At 73.1% G+C, this 26,287-nt stretch carries 21 protein-coding genes; 12 read left to right on the top strand and 9 right to left on the bottom strand.

Going from position 1 to position 26,287, the window contains the following annotated elements:
- Nucleotides 1-32: 32 nt before the first annotated feature.
- Both LCN96_RS33165 and LCN96_RS33160 read right to left on the bottom strand, forming a co-directional pair.
- Nucleotides 33-1,205, bottom strand: coding sequence for a cytochrome P450 (locus tag LCN96_RS33165; RefSeq protein WP_225266366.1), 1,173 nt, complete (start codon nt 1,203-1,205; stop codon nt 33-35).
- Nucleotides 1,206-1,373: 168 nt separating this feature from the next.
- Nucleotides 1,374-2,045, bottom strand: coding sequence for a GntR family transcriptional regulator (locus LCN96_RS33160; RefSeq protein WP_225266365.1), 672 nt, complete (start codon nt 2,043-2,045; stop codon nt 1,374-1,376).
- Nucleotides 2,046-2,151: 106 nt separating this feature from the next.
- Between LCN96_RS33160 and LCN96_RS33155 the strand changes: the two genes are divergently transcribed.
- Nucleotides 2,152-2,673, top strand: a complete 522-nt coding sequence (locus LCN96_RS33155) for a YbhB/YbcL family Raf kinase inhibitor-like protein (RefSeq protein WP_225266364.1) — start codon at nt 2,152-2,154, stop codon at nt 2,671-2,673.
- 63 nt (nt 2,674-2,736) lie between these two features.
- Entirely contained in the window at nt 2,737-3,471 is a 735-nt protein-coding gene (locus LCN96_RS33150) for a TetR/AcrR family transcriptional regulator (RefSeq protein WP_225266363.1), read from the top strand.
- Between the two features lie 49 nt (nt 3,472-3,520).
- On the opposite strand, the gene LCN96_RS33145 is transcribed toward LCN96_RS33150, so the two are convergent.
- Complete coding sequence (locus tag LCN96_RS33145) at nt 3,521-4,384, bottom strand: NmrA family NAD(P)-binding protein (protein ID WP_225266362.1); 864 nt, start codon at nt 4,382-4,384, stop codon at nt 3,521-3,523.
- 88 nt (nt 4,385-4,472) lie between these two features.
- Nucleotides 4,473-5,243 carry a siderophore-interacting protein gene (locus LCN96_RS33140; protein WP_225276110.1) on the bottom strand — a complete coding sequence of 257 codons (771 nt, stop codon included), beginning with the start codon at nt 5,241-5,243 and terminating at the stop codon, nt 4,473-4,475.
- 179 nt (nt 5,244-5,422) lie between these two features.
- Between LCN96_RS33140 and LCN96_RS33135 the strand changes: the two genes are divergently transcribed.
- Nucleotides 5,423-6,040, top strand: coding sequence for a TetR/AcrR family transcriptional regulator (locus LCN96_RS33135; protein WP_225266361.1), 618 nt, complete (start codon nt 5,423-5,425; stop codon nt 6,038-6,040).
- A 9-nt stretch (nt 6,041-6,049) separates the two neighbouring features.
- Here the strand turns inward: LCN96_RS33135 and LCN96_RS33130 are convergent, their stop codons facing one another.
- Nucleotides 6,050-7,288: a cytochrome P450 gene (locus tag LCN96_RS33130; RefSeq protein WP_225266360.1), complete on the bottom strand. Its 1,239-nt coding sequence runs from the start codon at nt 7,286-7,288 to the stop codon at nt 6,050-6,052.
- Between the two features lie 170 nt (nt 7,289-7,458).
- On the opposite strand from LCN96_RS33130, the gene LCN96_RS33125 reads away from it, so the two are divergent.
- Nucleotides 7,459-8,592: an NAD(P)/FAD-dependent oxidoreductase gene (locus LCN96_RS33125; RefSeq protein ID WP_225266359.1), complete on the top strand. Its 1,134-nt coding sequence runs from the start codon at nt 7,459-7,461 to the stop codon at nt 8,590-8,592.
- Here LCN96_RS33125 and LCN96_RS33120 read toward each other — a convergent pair.
- Nucleotides 8,585-9,502: a molybdopterin-dependent oxidoreductase gene (locus LCN96_RS33120; RefSeq protein ID WP_225266358.1), complete on the bottom strand. Its 918-nt coding sequence runs from the start codon at nt 9,500-9,502 to the stop codon at nt 8,585-8,587. The two genes, LCN96_RS33125 and LCN96_RS33120, sit on opposite strands and share 8 nt — an antisense overlap.
- Nucleotides 9,503-9,634: 132 nt before the next feature.
- Between LCN96_RS33120 and mobA the strand changes: the two genes are divergently transcribed.
- The 7 genes from mobA (at nt 9,635) to LCN96_RS33085 (ending at nt 20,743) form a co-directional block, all read left to right on the top strand.
- Complete coding sequence (gene mobA, locus LCN96_RS33115; protein WP_225266357.1) at nt 9,635-10,480, top strand: molybdenum cofactor guanylyltransferase; 846 nt, start codon at nt 9,635-9,637, stop codon at nt 10,478-10,480.
- A gap of 62 nt (nt 10,481-10,542) precedes the next feature.
- Nucleotides 10,543-12,345, top strand: a complete 1,803-nt coding sequence (locus LCN96_RS33110) for an aldehyde ferredoxin oxidoreductase family protein (protein ID WP_225266356.1) — start codon at nt 10,543-10,545, stop codon at nt 12,343-12,345.
- 94 nt (nt 12,346-12,439) lie between these two features.
- A complete protein-coding gene (gene fdhF / locus LCN96_RS33105) occupies nt 12,440-15,385 on the top strand; it encodes a formate dehydrogenase subunit alpha (RefSeq protein ID WP_225266355.1) in 2,946 nt (981 codons plus the stop codon).
- On the top strand, nt 15,386-17,128 hold the full coding sequence (locus LCN96_RS33100; RefSeq protein WP_225266354.1) for an NAD(P)H-dependent oxidoreductase subunit E: 1,743 nt from the start codon (nt 15,386-15,388) through the stop codon (nt 17,126-17,128).
- Entirely contained in the window at nt 17,125-18,342 is a 1,218-nt protein-coding gene (locus LCN96_RS33095) for a molybdopterin molybdotransferase MoeA (RefSeq protein ID WP_225266353.1), read from the top strand. Before LCN96_RS33100 ends, LCN96_RS33095 begins: the two co-directional genes overlap by 4 nt.
- Complete coding sequence (locus tag LCN96_RS33090; RefSeq protein WP_225266352.1) at nt 18,342-20,261, top strand: molybdopterin biosynthesis protein; 1,920 nt, start codon at nt 18,342-18,344, stop codon at nt 20,259-20,261. Before LCN96_RS33095 ends, LCN96_RS33090 begins: the two co-directional genes overlap by 1 nt.
- Before the next feature lie 173 nt (nt 20,262-20,434).
- The gene (locus LCN96_RS33085) at nt 20,435-20,743 is read left to right on the top strand and encodes a hypothetical protein (protein WP_225266351.1); all 309 of its coding nucleotides are present in this window, start codon (nt 20,435-20,437) and stop codon (nt 20,741-20,743) included.
- On the opposite strand, the gene LCN96_RS33080 is transcribed toward LCN96_RS33085, so the two are convergent.
- The 3 genes from LCN96_RS33080 to LCN96_RS33070 all read right to left on the bottom strand — a co-directional run bounded on the left by LCN96_RS33080 (nt 20,740) and on the right by LCN96_RS33070 (nt 24,800).
- Entirely contained in the window at nt 20,740-22,965 is a 2,226-nt protein-coding gene (locus tag LCN96_RS33080; RefSeq protein ID WP_225266350.1) for a WD40 repeat domain-containing serine/threonine protein kinase, read from the bottom strand. The genes LCN96_RS33085 and LCN96_RS33080 overlap by 4 nt on opposite strands.
- Before the next feature lie 127 nt (nt 22,966-23,092).
- Entirely contained in the window at nt 23,093-23,839 is a 747-nt protein-coding gene (locus tag LCN96_RS33075; RefSeq protein WP_225266349.1) for a hypothetical protein, read from the bottom strand.
- A gap of 85 nt (nt 23,840-23,924) precedes the next feature.
- Complete coding sequence (locus LCN96_RS33070; protein ID WP_225266348.1) at nt 23,925-24,800, bottom strand: glycoside hydrolase family 16 protein; 876 nt, start codon at nt 24,798-24,800, stop codon at nt 23,925-23,927.
- Between the two features lie 260 nt (nt 24,801-25,060).
- Here LCN96_RS33070 and LCN96_RS33065 point away from each other — a divergent pair, with 260 nt between their 5' ends.
- The gene (locus LCN96_RS33065) at nt 25,061-26,287 is read left to right on the top strand and encodes an MFS transporter (RefSeq protein WP_225266347.1); all 1,227 of its coding nucleotides are present in this window, start codon (nt 25,061-25,063) and stop codon (nt 26,285-26,287) included.

The raw sequence follows: 26,287 nt of genomic DNA, 5'->3' as shown, positions 1-26,287 counted from the left end.
GGGACGAGCCTGCCGCAGTGGCTCGAAGGTGGTCAGCCGCCGGGCGTGAACCGCACCGGCATCGACCGGATGCCGTTGGCGAAGGTCGAGCACAGGTACTCCGGCGCACCCGCGAGCTCGAGGTCCGGCATCCGGCGGGCCAGCTCCTCGAACAGGACCCGGGCCGACAGCCGCGCCAGGTGCTCGCCCAGGCACACGTGCGGCCCGCCGCCGCCGAAGGCGACATGCGGGTTGGGCGTGCGGGTGAGGTCGAAGCGCTCCGGCCGGTCGAAGACGCTCTCGTCCCGGTTCGCCGAGATCAGGTAGAGCACGACCCGCTCGCCCGCCGTCACGCGCCGCCCGCCGATCGTCGTGTCGCGGGTGGCCGTGCGCTGGAACCGCATGGCCGGTGTCACCCACCGCATCATCTCCTCCACTCCGGTGCCGAGCACGCCGGGATCCGCCACGAGCAGCCGCCACTGCTCGGGATGGACGGCCAGGGCCAGCATGGCGCCGGAGAGCAGGTGCCGCGTGCTCAGCTGCCCGGCCGTGGCGAGCAGCAGGAACAGCAGCTCGTACGCGCGGCGCGACAGCGGCCCGCCGGCCAGGACGCTGATCAGGTCGTCCGCCGGCGCCCGGCGCCGCCAGTCGGCCAGCTCGTGCGCCAGCTCGAAGATCCCCATCGTGGCCCGCGCCGCGCTGCCGGGCGGCTCCTCGGGGTCGTCGAGGACGCCGGTCAGCCGCAGCACCCTGTGCCGGTCCTCCTCGTCGGGGAACCCGGCCAGGTCGGCCAGCACCGCGATCGCGAACTCGGCCGCGACGTCCCGCACGAAGTCGCACTCGCCGCGTCCGGAGACCCGGTCCAGGACCTGCCCGCACAGCGCGCGCACCCGGCCCGCACGCCGCGCGACGGCCTCGGCCGTGAACGCGCCGTCGATCAGGGCGCGCAGCTCGCCGTGCTCGGGCGGGTCCAGGCTGGCCATCGTCCGGGCGCCGTCATCGGGCTGCTCGTCGAGGAACGCCCCGTTGCGTCCGGCGGAGAACGACGACCAGTCGCGGGAGATCCGCACCACGTCCGCGTAGCCCGTGACGACCCAGAAGTGCGGCCGGTCCGGACGGCGGTGCAGGAAGACCGGGTCCTCGCGGCGCAGCCGGGCGAAGAGCTCGTGCGGCGCGCCGAGCAGGAACGTGCCCGGGTCGGTGAGATCGAGCTCTTCCCAGCGCATGCGGGCCCCCAGGGAAAGGCGTCACCACGGTCGGCGGTGAGCGGAGACGGTACCGGTGCCGGACGGCCCTGTGATCGTTGCCGCCGGCGGTGGGTCTCCGCAAGGCCGCGGCTCTCCGACGGAGGTCGTCCCCGTGCGGGCCTTCAGGAGTCGTCCCCGTGCGGGCCTTCAGGAGCAGGAGGTCAGCCCGGCGACGGTCAGCGTCAGATGCCTGACCAGCACCTCGGCGGCGGTGTCCGCGTCGCGGGCCAGGGCCGCCTCCTCCAGGCGGCGATGCTCCGCGACGCCGTCGCGGCCGGGCATGCGGCGGGCGGACCAGCGGCGGGCCAGCTCGCTGGCGGTCCACAACCGGTCGAACGTCTCCAGCAGCACGGGATTGCCGCACCCGTCGAGCAGCGTCCGGTGGAAGACGCGGTGCGCCTCCGACCACGCGCTGCTGTAATGCTCGCCTTCCTCCGGCACGTGGGCCGGGGTGCGGGCCAGGCGGTGGTGGGCCGCGCGCACGCGGGCCTCCCAGTCGAGGTCGCCGCGCTCGATCGCCAGGCGCAGCATGACCGGCTCCACCGTACGGCGGGCCTCGGCGATCTCCTCCCAGCGCCGGTCGGAGAAGTCGGGCACCGCGAAGCCGCGGTTCGTCAGCCGCACGGCGAGGCCGTCACCGACCAGCCGCACCAGGGACTCGCGGACGACGGCCAGGCTGACCTGGTGCTGCTGGGCCAGCTCCTGCGGCTTGAGCGCCTCGCCAGGGGCGTACTCGCCTCTCATGATCGCCTCTTGGAGCCGGGCGTGCACCCGTTCGGAGAGCATCTGCTTCGACGATGGGTCGGCCGTCCGCGTCATGCCTTCAGCATAGACCATTTGCCAAATAATCGATTATTCGTGTTATCGTCGATCCTGTCCGGATGGCGCCACTGGCGGCGCCGCCGCAACATCGCAGAGGAACGACGTGACGAACCCGAACAACCCCTTCGCCCGCCTCCCCGAGGTGCCCTCCTTCACCGTCACCAGCACCACGCTGGCCGACGGCGATCCCTGGCCCGCCGAGCAGCTGTCCGGTCGGGACGTCTCCCCGCAGCTGTCCTGGAGCGGCGCGCCGGAGGGCACGAAGAGCTACGCCGTGACGGTGTACGACCCGGACGCGCCGACCGGCTCCGGGTTCTGGCACTGGGCCGTGGCCGACATCCCGGCCGAGGTCACCGAGCTGCCGGCGGGCGCGGGCGACGACACCGGCTCCGGCCTGCCCGCGGGCGCCTACCAGCTGCCCAACGACGCCCGCCTGGCCCGCTTCATCGGCGCCGCCCCGCCGGCGGGCCACGGCCCGCACCGCTACTTCACCGTGGTGCACGCCCTCGACGTGGAGACCATCGGCGTCCCGGCCGAGGCCACCCCCGCCTACCTCGGCTTCACCATCGCCGGCCACCTCCTCGGCCGCGCGGTCCTGACCGCGACCGCCGAGACCCCCGCCTGACCGGCCCTCATTTGGTTCCAGTGATACTCACGCTGATCCGAAGCCACCGGTATCATCGCCTCCATGCCGAGGAGATCGAAGACGGGCGCCGTACCGGAGGGGGCGGGCGGGCGTGAGCTGACCCGCCAGCGGGTCATCGAGGCCGCCGCCGGCCTTCTCGCGCGCGAGGGGAGGGAGGCGGTCACCACCCGGGCGGTCGCCGCGGCGGCCGGGGTGCAGCCGCCCGCCATCTACCGGCACTTCGAGGACATGGACGGGCTGCTCGACGCCGTGGCCGAGCACGGCTACGCCCGGTTCCTGGAGGCCAAGCGCGCCGTCCCCGCCCCTGAGGACCCGGTGGACGACCTGCGGGCGGGCTGGGACCTCGCCGTGGAGTTCGGGCTCGCCAACCCGGCGCTCTACGCGGTGATGTACGGCGAGCCCCGGCGCGGCACGGACTCGGCCGCGTTCCGGGCCGGCATGGAGATCCTCCTCGGGCGCATCCGCCGCCTCGCCGCCGCCGGCCGGTTGCGCGTGGACGAGGCGCTCGCCGCCGCCCTCATCCACGCCACCGCGCGCGGGGCCGTGCTCACCTGGCTCTCGCTCCCCGAGGACGGGCGCGACCCGGCCCTGCTGAGCACGCTGCGCGAGTCCATGGTCGCCGCCGTCACGACGGACGAACCGGCCGTCCAGGACCCCGGCCCGGCCGGCGCCGCCCGGGCGCTGCGTGCCGTGCTGCCCCAGCAGACGGCGCTCAGCGAGGCCGAGCAGCGGCTCCTCGCCGAATGGCTCGACCGCCTGGCCGCCGCCCGGCACTGACGGCGGCGAGCGCTGACGGCGGCCGGCGCTCACGCAGGCGGTCGCCGCCTCAAGCGGCGGCCAGGTGCTTGCGCAGCACGGTGTCCAGCGAGAGGGGCTCGCGCCGCAGCAAGCGGCCCAGCGCCGGATCAACGGCGGCGAACTCGCCCGCCCGGCTGGCGAGGAACACATCGAGTAGGTGCTGCGCACGCTCCCCCGGCACCCCATGCTCCATCAACTGCCGCAGAAACCCGCCATCGCTCACGACACTCCGGCTGACGGCCCGCCCGGTGACCTCCCCCACGACCCGGGCGACATCGTCGAAGCCGAACGCCCGCCCCGCGGTGAGCGGCGGAGTAGCCCCCTCGAAGCACCCCTCATCAGCCAGGATCACAGCAGCCGCCTCGGCCAGATCCTCATGACAGGTCCAGCTGACCGCCCCGTCCGCGGGCAACGCGATCTCGCCCGACTGCGGCCCCTGACCGAGGAACTGCAGCGCGGCGGCGGCGTAGAACCCGTTGCGCAGCGCGGTGTACGGCACGCCGCACCCGCGCAGCACCTCCTCCGTCGCGGCGTGATCGCGGCACGCCTGGAACCGTGAGGACGCCCCCGCCCCCATGTGGCTGGTGTAGAGCACGCGGCGGGCGCCCGCCGCGACGGCCGCGCCGATGGCGGCCCGATGCTGCCGTACGGCCTCGCCGCCGAACCGGTCGACCGAGGTGACCAGCACCTGGGTGGCCCCCTCGAAGGCGTGGGCGAGGCTCCCGGCGTCGGCGAAGTCCCCCCGCCGCACCCGCACGCCCTGCTCGGCGAACACCCGCGCCTTGCGCGGGTCGCGGACGCTCAGCCCGATCCGGTCAGCCGGTACGCGGGCCAGCAGCCGTTCGACGATCTGGCGCCCGAGCTGTCCGGTGGCGCCGGTCACGATGATCATGTCGCACTCCAGTGATCCTCCGATGGAAACACCTCGAAGAGTATCACTGGAAATATCGATGGAACCACAAAAAAGATATCGTCGATACTCAGCCCGGGCTCGACCGGCCGTGCCGCCAGTAGCCCAGGAACGCGATGTCCCCCTTGGCGGTCCCCCGATCGTTCACCAGATGCCGCCGCAACCCGGTCGGCAGCCGCGACTCGCCCGCCACCCACGTGTAGAAGCGCCCGCCGGGCAGGACCGCCCGCTTGACGGTCTCCAGCGCCAGCTGCCCCGGCATGGTGCCGGCGCCGTCGCGGGGCAGCCAGTGGATCCGTACGCCCGCCGGACCCCGCACGTCCCCCCGGATGTCCGCACTTTCGGGCACCTCCAGGAAGACCTCGGCCACGAGCGAGTCGGGCGCGCTGTCCAGGATCGCCAGGACGGCGGGCAGCGCGCTCTCGTCCGCGACGAGCAGGTGCCAGGCGGCCTCCGCCGGCGGCAGGTAACTGATGCCCATGTCGAAGATGCCGGCCGGCTCGCCGGGCCGGGCCCGCAGCGCCCACGCCGAGGCCGGGCTCTCCGTGCCGTGCAGAGCGAACTCGATGTCCACCTCGTTCACCTCGGGCCGCACCCGCCGCAGCGTGTAGTTGCGCACCCAGGGCCGGCGCGACTTCGGCAGCAGCAGGACCTGCGCCATCCAGGCCTCGTTGGACAGCGTCGGCATCCGGAGCCCGGCCTGCCCCTCCCGGGGGAAGAACAGCCGTACGGTCTGGTCGAAGCCCATCGGGTGCAGCCGTTCCAGCTCCGGGCCGCCGAGGGTGACGGAGGTGAAGTGGGGGCTCAGCCTGGTGTTCCTGACGACCTCCAGGGTGATCATGTGTCGGGTCTCCGGCAGGCGTACCTTGGGCAGCACCTGATGTTCTCCTCACGGATCGATGGCGAGGCGGGGTGGCAGCGCGCGATGAATGTCGCGTTTTGCCTGCTCAGAGCACTATTATGAGTAATTCTTCAGTTCTTTGACTACTCGCTTTCCCGCCCTGCGACAGGAGACCGGCGATGCCCAGGGAACAACCGCTCCACCCGCGCAAACAGCCGCGGCAGGTCCGCGCCGAGCTCACCCGCAAGCGCATCCTCGAGGCGGCTGCTCACGTTTTCGCCGAGTACGGCTACGCCGCCGGCACCACCAACCGGATCGCCGAGCGCGCCCGCGTGTCGATCGGATCGCTGTATCAGTACTATCCGAACAAGGACGCCATCCTCCTGGAGCTGGTGCGCGGCCACCTCGACAGCGGCGCCGCCGAGTCCGCCCGCCGTCAGGCTGAGGAGCTGCCCGGCACCGTGGAGGGGCTCATGCGGGTCTTCGTGCAGGCCGCCATCGCCAACCACCTGGAGGACCCGCGGCTGCTGCGCGTCATGGTGGAGCAGGCGCCACGCTCGCCCGAGCTGGTGCGCAAGGTCTACGAGACCAAGGACATGCGCAACGCCCACACCCGCGACCTGCTGGGCCGCTACCCGGAGGTGCGGGTGTCCGACGTCGAGACTGCCGCCAGAATCATCAACGCCACGATCGAGCTGGTCGTGCACCAGGTCGTCGCCGAGCACGAGCCCGTCGATCTGCGGCGGCTGGAGGACGAGCTGGTCGCGATGTTCACCCGTTACCTGACGGCGGCGTGACCCCCGCTCTCAGGACCAGGTGACGGGCAGCGAGCGTACGCCGAAGACGAGCATCTCGTCGCGCAGGGGCACCTGCCCGGCGGGCACGGCCAGGCGCAGGCCTGGCAGGCGGGAGAGCAGCTCGCCCAGCCCGATCCGCAGCTCGATGCGGGCGAGCTGCTGGCCCAGGCACTGGTGCACCCCGTGCCCGAACGCCAGGTGCGGCGTGCGCGGGCGCCGCAGGTCGAGCACGTCGGGGTCGGTCCAGTGCCGCGGGTCCCGGTTGACCTCGGGCGTGGCGATCACGACGGTGGCGCCGGCCGGCAGGTCCACCCCGCCCAGCGTCACCGGCTCCGTGGCGACGCGGCTGACCCCGAGCTGGATGATCGACAGGTAGCGCAGCAGCTCCTCCACCGCGTTGTCGATCAGGCCGGGCTCGGCCCGCAGCGCCGCGAGCTGGTCAGGGTGCTCCAGCAGCGCGAACGTGCCCAGGCCCAGCATGTTCGCCGTGGTCTCGTGGCCCGCGGTGAGCAGGAGCAGGGCGACGTCGGTGAGCTGCGCGTCCGTCAGGGGCGGGTCGGTGTCGTGGACGAGGCCCGACAGGAGGTCGTCGGCGGGCTTCGCGCGCTTGGCCGACACCAGCCGCCCCATGAACGCATGCAGCCCGGCGCGCGCCACGGCCTGCTCGGCCGGGGTCGCGCTCGCGCTCAGCCCGACCGCCGTGCGCTCCTGGAACTCCGCGCGGTCGGCGTAGTCCACGCCGAGCAGCTCGCAGATGACCAGCGACGGCAGCGGCAGCGCGAACGCCGGCACCAGGTCGGCCTGAGTGCCCGCCGCCCGCATCGCCTCGATGTGCCCGACCGCGATCTCCCTGACCCGCGACTCCAGCTCGCGCATCCGCCGCACCGTGAACTGGCTGGTCAGTGGCCGCCGCAGCCGGGTGTGCTCCGGCGGGTCCATGAAGACGAACGCGCCGTCCGCACGCGCGCCCCGGGGCGGCTCCGCGGGCGGGCGCGGCGACGTGGCGTCGCGGTGGCGCAGCTTGTCGGCGCTGAACCGGGCGTCCGACAGCACGGTACGGGCCTCCTCGAACCCCGTCACCAGCCACGCCCGCGCGCCGTTCAGCAGGTCCAGCGGCCGGACCGGGCCGCCGCCCCGCAGGCCCGGCGGCGGGGCGAAGGGGTCGGGCCCTCGCTCCACCACCTCCGGCGGCAGGATCCGCCGCATCCCGGCGGTGCTCACGTTCGATGGCTGCTCGGCCACGCTCATCAGGGCGTCCTGTTCTTGAAGACTGTTTAGGGTACGCATCCGTATCTAACGCAGGACACCGTAGATCACGACGTTTAGATACGCAAGCGATTCTCAAGCGAGGTCCGAGCTACCAGAAACATGGTCACTTTGATTTTGCTAGCCCATCTGAATAACCTAGGCGCATCTCGATGACTAGTAAGGAGACCGTGATGGGGGAGAAGGCGCGAGTGCGTCCCGAGATCGTGGTGCTGGGCGGCGGCTACGGCGGGTCCAAGGTGGCCAGGCTGCTCGACGACGTGGCCGACGTGACGCTGGTGGATCCGTCCGACGCGTTCATGCACAACGTGGCCGCCTGGCGGGCGCTGGTCGAGCCGGAGTGGCTGGACCGGATCTTCGTGCCGTACCGGCGGCTGCTCACGCACGGCCGGTTCCTGCGCGACCACGCGGTGGCCGTGGACGGCACGCGGGTCACGCTCGCCTCCGGGGCCGTCCTGCGACCCGACCACCTGGTGCTGGCCACCGGGTCGGCGTACCCGTTCCCGGCCAAGGCCGGCAAGCCGGACGCCGAGCTGGCCAAGGCCGAGGCGCGCGCCGCGCACGAGGCCCTGGCGGGAGCCGAGCGGGTGCTGCTGGTCGGCGCCGGGCCGGTGGGGCTGGAGCTGGCGGGGGAGATCAAGGCCACGTTCCCGGGCAAGCACGTCACGCTCGCCGACGCCGCCCCCGACATCCTGCCCGGCCCGTTCGAGCAGGAGCTGCGCGAGGAGCTGCGCAGGCAGCTCGACGAGCTGGGCGTCGAGCTCAAGCTGGGCAGCCCGCTGCGGGAGCTGCCCGAGGCGCCGCCCGCCACCGCCGCGCCGATCGCGATCGCGACCGAGGCGGGGGAGAAGCTGACCGCCGACGTCTGGTTCCGCTGCTTCGGCGTCGAGCCCCGCACCGGCTACCTGCGCGGAAGCCTCGCCGAGGCCAGGGACGCCCAGGGCTACGTACGGGTGGACCCGTCCCTGCGGGTGCTCGGGCACGAGCGCGTCTACGCCATCGGCGACATCTCCGACGCCGACAGGAACATGGCCGGCTTCGCCGGGCGGCAGGCCGAGCTGCTGGCCGCGAACCTGCGCGCGCTGATCACCGGCGAGGGCGAGGCCGTCGCCTACGAGCCCCAGCCCGCGGTGATCCTCGTCCCGCTCGGCCCCGAGCGCGGCGCGGGCCAGCTACCGGGGCAGGGGCTCGTCGGGGCCGAGGCGGCGGCCGAGATCAAGGGCCGGGCGATGCTGGTGGAGTACAGCACCGCCCACTTCGACGCCCCCGGCAGCGCCGTTAGCTGACCTGCACGGGGTGGGCGACGATCGCGTCGAACAGGTAACCCAGCTCGTTGAAGCGCGTGGTGGCAGGCTGCACGGCCCCGGTCTCGTCCGTGGCCCGGGCCAGCAGCCGCCGCTCGCCGGGCAGCGGGTCGGGCCAGGTCGCCCGCCAGCGCGTCCACGCCGAGCCGCGCCCGCCGTCCGGCAGCCTGGCGGGCCGCCAGCGGGCGCCGCCGTCCGTGCTCACCTCCACCCGGACGATCCGCCCGCACCCCGACCACGACCTGCCGCGCAGCGGGTACGGCGAGCCGGACGGCACGGCGGCCCCCCAGGGCAGCTCGAAGGCGCTCTTGGTGACCTGCTCGGCTAGCGGCGGGCTGCCACCCTCCGGGTAGCCGGGGCCGAAGAAGCGGTAGAACCGGGTATCCCACGGCGAGGACAGCGGCTCGGCTGACACCTGGAGGTCGCCCACCCACTTGATCGAGGCGATCCCGATCCAGGACGGCACCACCACCCGCACGGGGAAGCCGTGGTCGGGCGGCAGCGGCACGCCGCGCCAGCGCGCCACCCCGATCCCGCCGAGCCGCCACGGGGTGCCGGACGCCTCCTGGCCCCGCTGGGTGGCGAAGAACGAGCGCCCGTTGCCCGCGCACTCGATCGCCGCGTCCAGGGCCACCGACGGCATCGAGCGCAGCTGGCCGTAGCTCAGCTCCTGCGGCCGCCGTACCCCTGAGCCGTGCACCCGCAACCGCCAGGCCGCCGCGTCGATCAGCGGCTTGACGATCGGCGGGCCCGCCGTCCTGCCCGCCGTCCTGCCTGCCGCCCTGCCCGCGAGCGGCCCGCCCAGCAGGGCGAGCCCGCCCACTGCCGGGATCGTGCGCAGCAGCGCGCGCCTGCCCGGCAGGTCCGCCCGTCCCCGTTCGCCGTACGGCATGCGACCACCACCCTTTCCGTGTCTTCCTACCAGTAGACAGGGAAAATCGGCGCAGTCAAGGGCAGCACGCCCCGCGGCCGGCGGATCTCCGCCGGGGCGTGGTTGATCCACCGCGTGGCCTAGCATGCGAGCATGCGGACTGCTGCGGGCGTGGTGCTGGCGGGTGGGCGCTCCACCCGGATGGGGCGGCCGAAGGCCTGGCTGGAATGGCACGGCTCGACGCTGCTGTACCGGGCGACGGCGGTGCTCGCCAGGACGGTGGACGGCCCGGTCGTCGTGGTCGCCGCGCCGGGGCAGGAGCTGCCGCCGCTGCCGCAGGGCGTCTCGGTGGCCGAGGATCCCGTCGAGGGGCTGGGCCCCATGCAGGGGCTGGCCGTGGGGCTCGCGGCGGTGGCCGACCGGGCCGAGACGGCGTTCGTGTGCTCCACCGACATGCCGTTCCTGCACCCGGCCTTCGTCCGGCGGGTGCTGCGCGCCCTGACCCCCGGCACAGACGTCGCACTGCCGGTGGCCAGGGGCTTCAGGCAGCCGCTGGCCGCCGGGTACCGGACCGCCCTGGCGGGGCTGGTCGCGGGCCTGCTCGCCGAGGGGGACCTGCGGCCGGGCATGCTGTTCAAGCACTGCGAGGTCGGCCGGCTGAGCGACGAGGAGCTGCTGGCCGACAGGGAGCTGGCCCGCCACGATCCGGAGCTGGAGTCCGTGGTGAACGTCAACTCCCCTGACGACTACGCGGCGGCCCGTGACCGGGAGCCGCCCGAGGTGACAGTGGAGCGGTTCGGGGCGCTGGCCAGGAACGGCGGTCACCGGCCGCACGCCGTACGGGCCGCCACGCTGGGCGCCGCGGCCGCCGCCGTGGGGCTGACCCTGGACCGGCACGTGGTGGCGGCGCTCAACGGCGACCAGGTCACCCGCGACACCGCCCTGCCGCTGGTGACCGGAGACACCGTCGCCTTCCTGTCCGCCGACGCCGGCGGCTGAGCCTCCCGCCCGGAGAGGTTCCGGTGGCTGAGAGCGCGCCCGCCTGGTCGTAGAGTCGGGACATGACGCCTGGCGGGTTCTTCGGACAAGCGTTGCTCATCGACGTCAGCGGCGGGCAGGCGAGCGCCGCCCCCTACGAGCTGGACGAGCGGGTGCTGCGCGCCTACCTCGGCGGCGTGGGCCTCGGCACGTGGCTGCTGCACCGCCTGGCCCCCGCCGGGGCCGACCCGCTGGGCCCGGAGGCGCCGCTGGCCTTCGTGTTCTCCGCGCTGGTCGGCACCCCGCTGACCACCAGCGCGAAGTTCGCCGTGGTGGCCAAGTCGCCGCTGACCGGCCTGCTCACCGACGCCCTGGCCTCCAGCCAGTTCGCCATCGCCGGCAAGCTGACCGGCCACGACGCGATCGTGATCCGCGGCCGGGCCGACGAGCTGTCGGTGCTGCTGATCGACGGCGACGGCGTGCGGCTCGTCCCGGCCCCCGAGCTGGCCGGGATGTCCGCGGCCGAGGCGGAGAGCGCGGCGCGGGAGCGGTTCGGCCGCACCTGGCGCACCGCGGCGATCGGCCCGGCGGGCGAGCGCCAGGTGCGGTTCGCGACCATCAGCCATGACGGCCGCCACGCCGGCCGGGGCGGCCTGGGCGCGGTGATGGGCGCCAAGAACCTCAAGGCCGTGCTGGTCAGGGCCGCGACCAAGGTCTCGGTGGCGGACCAGCCCGGGGTCCTGGCCGCCGCCCGCGACCTGCGGCGGCGCAGCTTCGGCCCGGCCACCGCCAAGTACCGTGAGCTGGGCACGCTGGCCAACCTCCTGGCCTTCAACGCCGTCAGCACCCTGCCCACCCGCAACTTCACCGCGGCGACGTTCGAGGGCGCGCCCCGGCTGGCCGCCGAGGAGTTGCACGAGCTGCGCGGCGTGGCCCGTAACAGCTGCGCGTCGTGCTCCATCGGCTGCGAGCACATCTACTCCCGCAAGGGCGGCGGCAAGCAGCGCATGGAGTACGAGAACGTCTTCGCGCTCGGCCCGCTGTGCGGCGTGTCCGACCCCGACGAGGTGTTCGCGGCCAGCGCCCGCTGCGACGAGCTGGGCATCGACACCATCTCGGCGGGCGGCACGATCGCGTGGGCGATGGAGTGCGCCGAGCGCGGCCTGCTCGACGAGCCGTGGCTGCGCTTCGGCGACGGCGCCGCGCTGCTGCGCGCCCTGGACGCGATCGGGGAGCGCTCGCCCGGCCTGGGCGAGCTGCTCGCGCAGGGCTCACGCCGGGCGGCGGCCGTGGTGGGGCACTCCTCGATCGACTTCGCGCCGCAGGTCAAGGGGCTGGAGCTGCCCGGCTACGAGCCACGCAGCCTCCAGGCCATGGCACTCGGGCTCGCGGTGAACGCCAGGGGAGCCGACCACAACCGCTCCGGCGCCTACGAGGCCGACCTGTCGGGCGAGCTCGACCGCCTGTCCGGCGGTGCCGCCCACGTCGCCGCCGCCGTCGGCACCGAGGATCGGGCCGCGGTGATGGACTCGATGATCCTGTGCAAGTTCCTGCGCGGCGTCTTCGACGACCCTTTCACCGAATGGGCCCGGCTGCTCGCGCTGGTCACCGGATGGCCGCTGGACGCGGCCGAGCTGCGCGCCGCCGCCCGGCGCATCGTCCGCGCCAAACGGGCGTTCAACCTGCGCGAGGGGGCCACCGCGGCCGACGACACGCTGCCCGCCCGGATGCTGGAGACGCCGCTGGAGCTGGGCTCAGGCCGCCGCGCGGCACTGGACGCCGACCGCCTGCGCTCGATGGTCGCCGGCTACTACGCCGCCCGGGGGCTGGACGCCGAGGGCCGCGTGCAGGCGGCCGACCTCCACGATCTCCTGCTGGACGGATAGAAGATCGGAGGGAGGGGGTAGAAGACCGGTCACTCGCGGAGGTAGATTGCTGGCATGGTGTATGCCGTATTCTGTATGCCAAGCTGAGGTTGAGATGACGACGCTCGAAGAACCGGCGACTGCCGTACGGACCGTGACCGCCGAGATCGACGGCCAGGTTGTCACCGTGCCCGAAGGCACCAGCATTTACGATGCCGCCAAGCAGGTCGGCATCGACATTCCGGTGTTGTGCCACAACGAGCGTTACGACCCCGTCGGGGTGTGCCGCATGTGCGTGGTCGACACGGGCGGGCGCGCCTTCGCCGCCGCCTGCGTGCGCCCCTGCGAGGACGGCATGCAGGTCAGGACCAGCACCCCGGAGCTGGAACGCAACAGGGCCACCCTGACCGAGCTGCTGCTTGCGGACCAGCCGCCGCGCGAGGAGGACCGCAAGCAGACCACCACCGGCGACAACCTGCTGCTCGACCTCGCCGACCGGTTCGACGTGGCCAAGGAGACCACCGACCTGCCGTGCGGCTCCGGCCGGGGCCTCGACACCTCCAACCCGGTGATCACGGTCGACCACGACGCGTGCATCCTGTGCGACCGCTGCGTCCGCGCGTGCGACGACATCCAGGGCAACGACGTCATCGGCCGCTCCGGCAAGGGCTACTCGACCAGGATCGCCTTCGACCTCAACGACCCCATGGGCGCCAGCTCGTGCGTGACCTGCGGCGAGTGCGTGCAGGCCTGCCCCACGGGCGCGCTGACCAACAAGCCGATCAACGACATCCCCATCCGGCCCCGCCACGAGCTGGACGCGGTCGACAGCGTCTGCCCGTACTGCGGCGTCGGCTGCGCCCTGACCTACTACGTCGACCGCTCGCGCGGCGCGATCGCCTTCGCCGAGGGCCGCGACCAGCCGGGCTCGCAGAGCCGGTTGTGCGTCAAGGGCCGCTACGGCTGGGACTACGCGGCCTCGCCGCAGCGCCTCACCGTGCCCCTGATCAGGAAGGACTCGTCCTACCCCAAGGGGCCGCTGTCGGCCGACGTACGCGGCGACACGGACCACGACCGGGGCCGCGCGGGCGCCGGAGGCAACCGCAGCGCCAGGCTGAGCAGGAACGGCAAGGACCGCGGGCGCAAGCCGGGCGGCCTCGTCGACTACGACGAGGTGCTGCCGCACTTCCGCGAGGCCACCTGGGAGGAGGCCCTCGACCTCGTCGCCCGCCGGCTCAAGGAGATCCACGCCGAGCTGGGCCCCGGCGCGATCGCCGGCTTCGGCTCCGCCAAGTGCTCCAACGAGGAGGCCTACCTCTTCCAGAAGCTGATCAGGACCGGGTTCGGCACCAACAACGTCGATCACTGCACCCGCCTGTGCCACGCCTCGTCGGTGGCCGCGCTGTTCGAGGGGGTCGGCTCGGGCGCGGTCTCCACCACGTACGGCGACGTCGCCAACGCCGAGGTCGTGATCATCACCGGCTCGAACCCGACGGCGAACCACCCCGTCGCCAGCTCCTTCTTCAAGCAGGCCCGCCGCCGCGGCACGAAGATCATCTACGTCGACCCGCGTGCCAGCGTCGTGGCCGAGCACAGCGACTACCACTGCCAGGTCAAGCCCGGCACCGACGTGGCGTTCTACAACGCGGTCATGCACGAGGTGATCAGGCTCGGCCTGATCGACATGGAGTTCATCAAGGCCCGGGTCTCCGGCTTCGAGGAGCTGGTGCGCACGGTCAACGACTACCCGCCCGAGCGCGCCGCGCAGATCACCGGCGTCGACGCGGACCTGATCCGCGAGGTCGCCCGCGTCTGGGGCGAGGCCAAGGCCGGCGTCATCTACTGGGGCATGGGCATCTCCCAGCACACCACCGGCACCGACAACGCCCGCTGCCTGATCGCGCTCTGCTCGATCACCGGCAACGTGGGCCGGCCGGGCACGGGGCTGCACCCGCTGCGCGGGCAGAACAACGTGCAGGGCGCCTCCGACGCGGGGCTGATCCCCATGTTCTACCCCGACTACCAGGGCGTCGACCTCGAGGACACCCGCCGCCGGTTCGAGCAGGCGTGGGGCACCGAGCTGGACCCCAACCGCGGGCTCACGGTCACCGAGATCATCGGGTCGGTGCTCAAGCCGGGCGGCGTGCGCGGCATGTACATGCTGGGCGAGAACCCGTTCCTGTCCGACCCCAACATCAACAAGGTGCGCAAGGCGCTGTCGCAGCTCGACTTCCTGGTGGTCCAGGACATCTTCCTCACCGAGACCGCCGAGTTCGCCGACGTCATCCTGCCCGCGTCGTCCTACCTGGAGAAGGACGGCAGCTACACCAACACCGACCGGCGCGTGCAGCTCGGCCGCAAGGTGATGGACCCGCCGGGGCAGGCCAGGGTCGACTGGGAGATCATCCAGGACCTCGCCCGCCGGATCGGGCTCGACTGGTCGTACTCCTCGCCCAGCGAGGTGTTCGACGAGATGGTGGCGCTCATGCCGTCGTACGCGAACCTGCGCCACGACAACCTCGGGCGTTCCGGCAAGCTCTACCCCAATGCCGACCCCGAGCACTCCGACGGCACCGTGGTCCTGTTCGACGAGCGGTTCAACACCGACGACGGCCTGGCACACCTCGTCCCCGCGCAGTGGCTGCCGGCCAGGGAACTGCCCGACGCGGAGTACCCGCTGGTGCTCAACACCGGCCGGCTGCTCGAACACTGGCACACCGGCTCGATGACGCGGCGCTCGTACGCGCTGGACACGATCTCGCCGGTCGCCGAGGTGTACATGCACCCCAAGGACGCCGCCGACCGCGGCCTGTCGCACGGCCAGCTCGCCCGCGTGCGCTCCCGCCGCGGCACCATCACGCTGCAGGTCCGCGTCTCCCACCGTGAGCAGCTCGGCAACTGCTTCATCCCGTTCCACTTCCGGGAGGCGGCGGCGAACCTGCTGACGATCGACGAGATCGACCCCTACGGCAAGATCCCCGAGTTCAAGTTCTGCGCGATCCAGGTCGAGGCGCTGAGCATGGCAGGCGCCGAAGCCCCCGGCAACATGGGAAGTGTCTGAATGACCCTGAGTTTCGAGTTGGGACGCCGGCGGCTTCCGGGCGTCGAGGCCCGAGCCGGCAAGTTCCCCGGGCCGTCGCTGATCCCGGCGCTCAACGCCATCCAGGCGCGGCTGGGCTGGCTGCCGCGCGAGGAGCTCGAGGAGCTGTCGCGCACCATGCGCCGGCCGCTGTACGAGATCGAGGGCCTCGTCTCCTTCTACCCGCACTTCCGCACCACCCCGCCCGCCAAGGTGAGCCTCAGCGTCTGCCACGACCTGTCGTGCTGGCTGCGCTCGGCCGACGACCGGATCGCCGAGCTGCGCGAGCGCTACGGCGCCGACACCGAGATCGAGCTGACGGAGGTGTCCTGCCTGGGCCGCTGCGACAGCGCTCCGGCGCTCGCGGTCAACGAGCACCCGGCGCCGGTCTCCGGCGCCGATGCGCTGGTGACCGCCGCACGGCAGGAGAACCTGGCCGAGGCCGCCGTCACCGGACGCGCCGAGCCGTGGCCGAACGACCCCTACCCGGTCGGCTCGGACGTCTCCTCCCGGTACGCGAGCCTGCGCGCCCTGCTGGCCGGCCGGATCACCGGAGAGAGCGTGGTGGCCACCCTGGAGTCCTCCGGGCTGCGCGGCATGGGCGGCGCCGGGTTCCCCACGGGCAAGAAGTGGGGCCTGGTCGCCGCCACCGAGCCGGGCGGCGTCAAGTACGCGATCTGCAACGCCGACGAGTCCGAGCCCGGCACGTTCAAGGACCGGCAGATCCTGACCGACCAGCCGCACCTGGTGATCGAGGGGCTGCTGATCGGCATGGCCGTGGTCGGTGCCGAGCAGGGCTGGATCTTCATCCGGCACGAGTACGGCCCCGAGGAGCGCGTGCTGCACGCGGAGATCGAGGCGCTGCGCGCGGCCGGCGTGATCGGCGCGAACGCCTGCGGCAGCGGCCGCCGCCTCGACCTGGACATCTTCGTCTCGCCGGGCGGCTACATCCTCGGCGAGGAGACCGCACTGCTGGAGTGCATGGAGGGTCACCGCGGGGAGCCGCGCAACAAGCCGCCCTTCCCCGGCAACTACGGCCTGCACGGCCGCCCCACCCTGATCAACTCCGTGGAGACGTTCGCCGACGTGCCGGTGATCCTCCAGCGCGGCGCCGAATGGTGGGCCGAGCAGGGCGCGGGCGACAGCGTCGGCTGGAAGTTCTTCGCCGTGTCCGGGCACGTCGAGCGCCCCGGCGTCTACTGCGTGCCGATGGGCACCACGGTGCGCGCCCTGATCGACCTGGCCGGCGGCGTGCTCGGCGGCGCCGGGGTCGGCGCCGTGCAGCCGGGCGGCGCCTCCTCCAACTTCATCGGCCCCGACCGGCTCGACCTGCCGCTCGACTTCGGCACGCTCGCCGAGGCCGGGACCATGCTCGGCTCCGGCGCGCTGGTCGTGCTCGCCGAGGGCACCGACCTGCTGGCCGCCTCCACCAACGTGCTGCGCTTCTTCCGCAACGAGTCGTGCGGCAAGTGCGTGCCCTGCCGGGTCGGCTCCACCAAGGCGCACGAGGTGCTGCGCGACGTGCTGGATTCCGGGTCTACGCTGGACGACGTACGGCGGGACCGGATACTCCAGCTTGAGGAGACCATGCGCAAGACCTCGATCTGCGGGCTCGGGCAGGTGGCGCTGGGCCCGGTCGTGTCCGTGCTCGGGCTGCGCAAGGGAGGCGCGGCGGCCCGCCCGCAGCCCAGGCCGGAAGGGGCGAGGGAGCAACCGGACCGTTGACCGGCAGAGAGTTCTTCACCGCCCGCACCCTCGCCGAGGTCCGCTCCGGATTCCGGCCCGCACATCGCACGCCCGCCGAGCGGGTCCCGCTGTCCGGAGCGCTGCACCGGGTGCCCGTCGCCGACCTCACCGCGCCCGGCCCGCTGCCCGGCTTCGCCCGCTCCACGGTCGACGGCTTCGCGGTCCGCGCGGCCGACACCTACGGCGCCTCCGACGCGCTGCCGTCCTATCTCGACCTGCTCGGCGCCGTGCTCATGGGCGCCGAGCCCACGGTCGCGGTCCGGCCAGGCGGCTGCGTCGCGATGCCCACCGGAGGCGTGCTCCCGGCCGGCGCCGACGCGGTGGTCATGGTGGAGTACACCGCGGAGACGATGCCCGGCACGATCGAGGTGACCAGGCCCGTCGCGCCCGGCGGCGGCGTCGTCCGGGCCGACGAGGACGTCGCGCCCGGCGGCGTCCTGGCGCCGGGCGGGCGGCCGTTGCGCGCCCCCGACCTCGGCTTCCTGGCCGCCGCGGGTGTGACCGAGCTGTCGGTGCACCGCCGCCCCCGGGTGGCGATCATCTCCACCGGCGACGAGGTGGTGCCGCCCGGCACCGCGCGGCTCGCCGCCGGGCAGGTGCGCGACGCCACTGCCTCCGCGCTGGCCGGGCTGGTCGCCGACGCGGGCGGCGAGCCCGTGATCGCCGGCATCGTCCCCGACGAGCCGGGCGCGCTCAAGGAACGGCTGGAGGCGGTCCTGCCCGGAGCCGACCTGGTGGTCGTGTCGGCGGGCTCGTCGGTCGGCGCCAGGGACGAGACGGCGGGCGCGGTGGCCGCCGTCGGCGAGGTCTGGTGCCACGGCATCGCCATCAAGCCCGGCAAGCCCACGCTGCTGGCCGAGTGCTCCGGCATCCCGCTCATCGGGCTGCCGGGCAACCCGCTGTCCGCGCTGGTCGTCTTCGGGCAGGTCGGGGTGCCGCTGCTGTGGCGCATCGGCGGCTGCGAGAGCCCGCCGCCGCAGCCGAGCACCCGCGCGCGGCTGTCGCGCGACCTGGCCTCGGCGGCCGGCCGCCTCGACGTGGTCCAGGTCGCCGTACGCGACGGCGTGGCCGAGCCGATCTTCGGCCCGTCGGCGCTGCTGTCGGTGCTCACCCGCGCCGACGGCTACGTGATCGTGCCCGAGCCGGCCACCGGGCTGGACGCGGGCACCGAAGTAGAGGTCGTCCTGTACTGATGAGCGCGGAAAGTCCCTTCGTCTCCGACGTCCCCGCGGCGCAGGCCCTGGCCGCCTGGCGCGAGGCGCGCGCCGCGGCGGGCTGCCCCGCCCGCACCGAGCCGCTCCGGGTGCCGGTCGGCGCCGCCGTGGGGAGGGTGACGGCGGAGCCGGTCTGGGCGGTGCGCTCCTCGCCCGCCTTCGACTCCGCCGCCATGGACGGCATCGCCGTCCGCGCCGCCGACACCGTCGGCGCGGCCGAGACCACCCCGGTGCTCCTGCCCGCCGGGGCCTTCGCCGTCGTCGACACCGGCGACCCGCTGCCCGAGGGCTACGACGCCGTGGTCATGCGCGAGCACGTGCACCGCACGGCCGCGGGCGAGGCGGAGCTGCGTGCCGCCGTCCCGCCGTACCAGCACGTCCGCTCCATCGGCGAGGACATCAGCGCCGGCGAGCTGCTGCTGCCCGAGGGCCACCGGCTGCGCCCCGTGGACGTCGCGGCCTGCGCGGCGGCCGGGGCCGTCGAGCTGGGCGTGCGCCGCGCGCCGCGCGTGGTGATCGTGCCGACCGGCGACGAGATCCGCCCGATCGGCGCCGAGCTGGCCCCCGGCGACATCCTCGACACGAACTCGACGATGCTGGCCGCGCAGGCGCGCGAGGCCGGCTGCGAGGCCCGGGTGACCGGCATCGTCCCCGACGACCCCGAGGCCATCGCCGCGGCGCTGCGCGCGGCCACCCGCGAGGCCGACCTGGTCCTGCTCATCGCCGGCTCCAGCGCCGGCCGCGACGACTACACCGCCCGCGTCGTCGCCGCGACCGGCGTCGTCGCGGTCCACGGGGTCGCCGTGCGCCCCGGCCACCCCGTCGTGCTCGGCGCGGCCGAGGGCACGCCCGTGATCGGCGTCCCCGGCTACCCGGTGTCGGCGGCTCTGACGTTCGACATCTTCGCGGCCCCGATGCTCGCCGAGCTGGAGGGCGCCGCGCCCCGCGAACGCCCCGCCACCACCGCCCACCTGGCCAGGAAGCTGCCCTCCTCCATCGGCATGGACGACTGGGTGCGGGTGCGCCTGGGCCGGGTGCGCGACCGGCTCGTGGCCACCCCGCTGCCGCGCGGCGCCGGCGTGCTCACCTCGCTCGTGCGCGCCGACGGCCTGCTCGTCGTGCCCGCCGGGGTGGAGGGGCACCACGCGGGGGAGCAGGTCAGGGTCGAGCTGCTGCGCGGCCTGTCCGAGATCGGCCGGACCATCGTGGCCATCGGCTCGCACGACATGGTGCTCGACCTGGCCGCCTCCGCCCTGCGCGCCGCCGACCCGCTGATCACCCTGGCCTCCTCGAACGTCGGCTCCCTCGGCGGCCTCGTGGCCCTGCGCGACGGCCTGTGCCACCTGGCAGGCTCCCACCTGCTGGACCCGGCCACCGGCGAGTACACCCTGCCCTACGTGGACCGGCTGATGGGCGGCGGCACCGACGTCGCCGTCATCCGGCTCGTCCACCGCGACCAGGGGCTGATCGTCGCCCCCGGCAACCCGCTCGAACTGACCGGGATCAAGGACCTGACCCGCCCCGACCTGCGCTACGTGAACCGGCAGCGCGGCGCGGGCACCCGGGCGCTGCTGGACCACGAGCTGGCGGGCCACGGCATCGACCCCGGCGACGTGTCCGGCTACTCCCGCGAGGAGCACACCCACCTGGCGGTGGCCGCCGCCGTGGCGGCCGGGCGCGCGGACGCCGGCCTGGGCATCCTCGCCGCCGCCCGCGCCTTCGGGCTCGACTTCGTGCCGGTGGCCCAGGAGCCGTACGACCTGGTGCTGCGCACCGGGACCCTGGCCGAGGAGCTGCTGGCTCCGCTGTGGGAGCTGCTGGAGCGGCCGGGCTTCCGCGCCGCCGTGGAGGCGCTCGGCGGGTACTCGTGCGCCGAGACCGGGCGCCGCATCCGCTGACGTCCTCCTGTCCGGACGGGACCAAAAAGCGCGCGATGGAACCCGAACCGGACTTACCACCGTCCCTTTCATAGAAGGGATCAGCCGACCGTCCACCAACCGCACCCGTCCCGTGACACCCCGCAGCCAAACTCCGCTGGACCACCCCCGTTCGACACAAGGAGTACGACTCGGTGAATCCGCGCGCACTTGCCCACCGGGCACACCGGAACGGCTGGGACGTGCACACCGTCCCGCGATCCTCCGGACCCGTCGTCATCCTGCAGCGTGACGGCTGGCGCTTGGAGATCGCGTTCGACGGGCACGCGCCCAAGCAGGCCACCGCCAACGGGCCCGGGCAGAAGACGGGCGCACAGCTCAACCTCCGCTCCATCAACGACTTCGTGCACCGGCCGGGCACGGAGCGGTTAACCCACTCCCGCCACGGCCGCCGGGAGGCCGCCCGCCGGCAGCGGGACGCCTCGCGCGAGACCCGCGACTAGGCGGGACCGAGGCTCCACAGCCGTAACAGCCGGTCCTTGCCGGCCGTCACCACGACGGGCTGCCCGGCCCGCTCACCCAGGGCCAGCGCAAGGATGCCACCCCCCGCACCATGCCCGAACTCGCCGACGATCTCCCCGTCGTCCAGGCTCCACACCGCCACGAACGCGTCCTCGCCGTGCGGCGCGTGGGCCACCACCGCGACAGGGACGCCGCCGGCCGTCCCCACCACCAGCGCGGCGGTGCCCCGATCGTCCGGGCTGCGATCGCTGAACGACCACTTCTTCCTGCGCCTGCCCGTCGCCAGGTCGTACACGCGCAGGCTGGCGTCCAGGTGCGTGGAGACCAGGACCGGCTTGCCGCCCACCTCGCCGCACGCCAGCCGCTCGATCCCGCCGACCTCTTCGGTCTTGAACGTGTGCGTCACCGCGCCCGTGGCCAGGCGGCGCACCCGCACCCGGTTGGCCCCGTCGCCCGTCACCAGCACGTCCGCACCGCCGAGGCGGCCGAACGCCAGGCCGCTGATCCCCTGGAAGTGGTCGGTGCTGGTGGGGCCGAGCTGCTCGCCGGTGGTGACGTCCCACAGGCGTACGGTGCCGTGCAGGTCGCGCATGCCGTCGTACCGCTGCGACACCGCGACCACCCGCTCGCCCGCTACCGTCACCGCGATGATCGCGTCGCCCGCCTCGGCCGTGTCCAGGCTCTTCCCGGACGGGCTCCACAGCCGCATCCTGCCGTCGGTGTGGCCGGAGGCGATCACCGGTGCGCCGTCACGCCGCCCGTACGCGATGGCCGCCGTGCCCGCGCCGCCGTCGCCGAGCCTGGTGACCGTGGTCGTGGTGAGATCCCAGGTGAGGATGGAGCCGTTGCCCGTGCCGCACGCCACGGCGGCTTCGCTCGCGGTCATCGCGGTGGGGGTGCCCGCGCCGGAGGGCAGCGCCACCGGCTCTCCGATCGGCGTGCCCAGCGGCTCGGCGGTGGGGGCCGGTTCGGGGGACTTCGAGGTGGCAGGCGACGTGAGGTCGGTGGGTTGCTCCGTCACCGGGCTCCGCCGGTCGCCGCCTTCGTCCGGTCTGAACACGACGAACGCCGACACCGCCGCCGTCGCCAGCGCCGCCGCGCCCGCGCTGAGCACGGCCCGGCGGCTGACCCGCTTCCTGCCGCCGCCCGGCTTCGTCTCAGCCTCGCCGAAGCCGATCCGCTGCGGCGGCATCGGGCCCGCCTGGCCGGGGTGCGCCTGCCCTGCGCCCGCGTGCCCCACGCCCGTGAGCCCCGCCGCTGCGTGCCCCACGCCCGTGAGCCCCGCCGCTGCGTGCCCCGCGCCTGCCTGTCCCACGTGCGCTCGACCCGGGTGGACCCCGTCGCCCGGTCGCGGCCCCGGCGCACCGTCGGGCGCCGAGCCCATGCCGCCGGTCGGCCCCGGGCGGCCGGTCAGCCGCTTCAGCACCTCCATGGGCGCCGGCCGCGCCGCCGGATCCTTGGCGAAGCAGTCCCCCAGCACCTCGACCAGCCGCGCCGGCACCCCACGCAGATCAGGAGCCCCGCTGATCACGGCGTTCAGGATGGCCGGTACCGTCTCCCCGGCGAACGGCGCCTGCCCCGTGGCCGCGAACACCATCGTCCCCGCCCAGCTGAACACATCCGACGCCGGCCCGACCCGCAGCCCCTCGAACTGCTCAGGAGACATGTACGTCGGCGTCCCCACCACCCCGGAGGTCATCGTCGTGGCGTCGAGCGCCTTGGCGATCCCGAAGTCGATGACGATCGGCCCGTCGGGGCCCATCAGCACGTTGCCCGGTTTGAAGTCCCGGTGCACGATCCCGGCCTGGTGGATGGCGGCCAGCGCGGTCAGCGTGGAGATCGCCAGCCGGTCCAGCGCCCCGCCCGCGCGCGGTCCCGACGACCGGACGACCTGCTGCAGCGTGTCGCCGGGGACGTACTCGCTGACGAGGTACGGCTGCTCGTGGGCCGTGCCGACATCCAGCACCGCCGCCGTGCAGAACGCCGCCACCCGCCGCGCCGCCTCGGCCTCCCGCAGGAACCCGCGGGTGATGGTGCCGTCGCCGCTCAGATGGCTGTGCAGCAGCTTGACGGCGACCTCGCGCCCGTCGTCGCCGACCGCCTTGTAGACCGTTCCCTGGCCGCCGGAGCCGAGCACGCCGACGAGCCGCCAGCGGCCGACCCGTTCGGGATCGCTCGGCCGGAGCGGGCGGATTTCCGGCATCCCGCTCCTTTCCGGGGCCTTCCTGTGCGATCACACGATAGCTCTTCGTCAGCGCCAGCCGTCATACGGACGACCCATGGCAAGGCGGACCGCCAGTAGACCTGCCGCAGGCGAGGGGGAGGGGCGGTCAGCCGTCCGAGCCGGTGGTCACCGTCCCGGGATCCGGCGCCTTGATCGACACCTTGGCGCCCCACCCGGTGAAGCGGCTGTCGATGGTGATCGTCTTGCCGTCGAACCCGTTCGTGTCGAACACGCCCGTGGCCGCGTACGACGACTTCACCCTGCTCACCAGCCCGGCGGAGGTCAGCGTCAGCGTGTAGGAGACCTTCGTGTCGTCGTGCATGCGCAGCGGGATCGAGGCCCCGAACCAGCGCGACACCTTCTCCAGCTCCTTGAAGGTGATCTTCCCGGTGAGCGTGCTCCCGCGCAGCTTGCCCTTCTTGACCAGCGCCGCCAGCGTCTTCGGCTCGGCGGGGTTGATGACCTGGCCGTAGAAGCCGCTGCCGCCGCCGAGCAGAGCCTTGCCCTTCAGCCAGGCCTCGCCGACCGGGAACCGCTCGGAGTACATGCCGCCCGAGGTGTAGCTGGTGTCGCCGATGCTGATCGTACGCTCGCGGGGACGGCCCACGGGGGTGGCGGTGATGTCGGAGGCCGCCACCCCCTTGGCGTTGAACTGGAACGTGCCCTTGCGGCTCTGGATCTTGGTCTTGCGGTCGCCCGAGAGCACGGTGGTCTCGGTGAACCGTACGCCGCGGCCGGAGGTGAGCTCGGCCTTGAGAGCGCGTACGGGATCCTTGGGGGCGGCCTGGGCGGGGGCGGCCGCCGCCAGCAGGCAGCCGCAGGCCACCAGGGCCGTGATCGTCGTCTTTCGCACAAGCCGTGATCTTGCCGCAGGCGGATCACGAGCAGAGCACGAGCAGGTTCCCGTACGCCGTCACGCCCCCTGGCGGCCCCGACGACTAGCTACGCGTACGCCCGAACCACACGTTACGTGCCTGGAAGGTCGTGTTGCCGGACGGGCCGGGCTGCTGGCTCCAGAGGGGGTCGCCCTGCTCGACCCCCGAGGCCCAGGAGCCCATCTGCAGGTTGATGATCAGGTACTGCGGGATGCCGGCCCAGCCCACGCCCCGGTGGCTCGCCTTCCACACCCCGTCGAAGTAGTAGTCGAGCAGGACGTCGTCGCCGTCCTTCTCCATCCAGACCCGGTACTTGTGCCAGGTGCCGGGGTCGTGGCCGGTGAGCTCGTGACGTTCGGCGGGGTCGTTCTCGCCGGCCTCCTTGGTCCAGGTGTTGAACAGGTTCGTGGAGTCGCCGACGTACTCCAGGATGTCGCTCTCCGGGGGCCAGTCGGGGTAGATGCCGGTGGTCCAGAAGGCCGGCCAGATGCCCACGCCGGTCTGGGTGCGGAACTCGCCCTCGATGTCGTACTCGGGGAACTGGTCGTTGATGACGATCGGTTCCTTGGCGTGCACGGTGCCGGAGTGCCACCAGATCGGGGCGTTCGGCGCGCTGGGGCTCTGCTCGGTGGACTGGCTCAGCCGGGTCGCGGTCAGGGTCAGCACCCCGCCGGACAGCGTGACCTTGCCCGGGAGCATCTTGGCGGCGCCGTTGTGGTATTGGCCCCAGGGATAGCCGTAGTTCCATTCCTGGGTGAAGGCCGTGGTGCTGTTGAAGGAGGTCTTCTCGACGATGTTCTCCCACGTGGCCGCGCTGCGGCGGGCACGCGTGCCGGCCTGGGCCTCGCCTGTGGCGAGCGGGAGCCCCAACAGGCTGCCGGCGGCCGCCGCGGAACCCAGGGTGATGAGCTTACGGCGGTTGATCGCTTCGTCGGACAATGCGGTCCCTTCATCTCGGGCATCTCGGGAAAACGGTGCGACCGGGCGGACGCCCGGTGTTCACGTTGATCGATTTTCCTACAATTTCGGCATATCGGGGCTACATCGCCTGATCGTGCGGCCGTGGCTTGAATCGGATGCCGAGAGATGGATGGTGTCCGGATTCGCGGCCCACGGCCCGACCCTTTCCCTGGTGACCACCCACACCGGGCCAAAAACGCGTTGCCGTAGTTACCGCCGGAAAGTATGGTGGTGCGCTCGTGATCACAGTGGTGGAGCGCGTTCTGCCTGCCCGGCTGGGGACAGGCTTCCGATGGTTGCTGGCCTCGAGCTGGCTGACGAATCTCGGTGACGGGATCGCGGCCGCCGCGGGCCCCCTGCTGATCGCGACGCTGACCCGCGACCCGCTGCTGATCTCGCTGTCGGCCCTGGTGAGCTGGGCGCCGCCGCTGCTGTTCAGCCTGTACGCGGGCGTGCTGTCGGACCGCCACGACCGGCGCAGGATCGTGCTCGTCGCGAACGCGGTGCGCGCGCTGGTGCTGGCGGCGCTGGTCGCGCTCATGGTGACCGGCACCGTGACCGTGGCGACGGCGCTGGTGGCGCTCACGCTGCGGTCCGTCGCCGAGGTGTTCGCCGACAACGCGACGGCCACGCTGACGCCCATGATGGTCGACAGGGACGACCTCGTCGTCGCCAACGCCCGCCTGGGCACGGGCTTCATCACGCTCAACCAGCTCGCCGGGCCGCCGATCGGCGCCGCGCTGTTCGGGCTGGGCTTCACCTGGCCGTTCGCGAGCCAGCTGCTCTTGGTGGCGGCGGGCATCGTGCTGGTCTCCCGGATCGTGCTGCCGCCGCACGGCCGGCGGACCGGCGACTCCAAGCCCGACACCGTGCGGGAGCTGGTCGCCGGGTTCCGCTGGACCGTCCGGCACGCGGCGGTCCGCACACTGGCGCTGACCATCCTCATCTTCAACTTCACGTTCGGCGCGGCCTGGTCGGTGCTCGTCCTCTACACCCAGGAACAGCTCGGCCTCGGCGCCGTGGGCTTCGGCCTGATGACCACCATCGGCGGCATCGGCGGCCTGATCGGCACCGGCCTGTACGGGGCCATCACCCGCAAGGTGAGCCTGGGCGCGTTGATGCGGATCGGGCTCATCATCGAGACGTTCACCCACCTGGGCCTGGCCCTGACCCATTCGCCGTGGGTCGCCGGCGGCATCTTCCTGGTCTTCGGTGCGCACGCGTTCATCTGGGGCACGACCTCGACGACCGTCCGCCAGCGCGCGGTCCCGCACGAGCTCCAGGGCCGGGTGGGCAGCGTGAACACCATCTGCGTCTACGCGGGGCTGGTGGTCGGCTCGCTGATCGGCGGGGTCCTGGCCACCCGGTTCGGCGTCGCGGCACCCTTCTGGTTCGCCTTCGCCGGCTCCGCGGTGTTCGTCGTGCTGCTGTGGCGGCAGCTCATGCTCATCGCCCACGACGACTGA

Source organism: Nonomuraea gerenzanensis, from assembly GCF_020215645.1.
Classification (GTDB): domain Bacteria; phylum Actinomycetota; class Actinomycetes; order Streptosporangiales; family Streptosporangiaceae; genus Nonomuraea; species Nonomuraea gerenzanensis.
The sequence above is the reverse complement of the archived record's forward strand: the minus strand, read 5'-3'. Positions and strand labels throughout refer to the sequence as shown.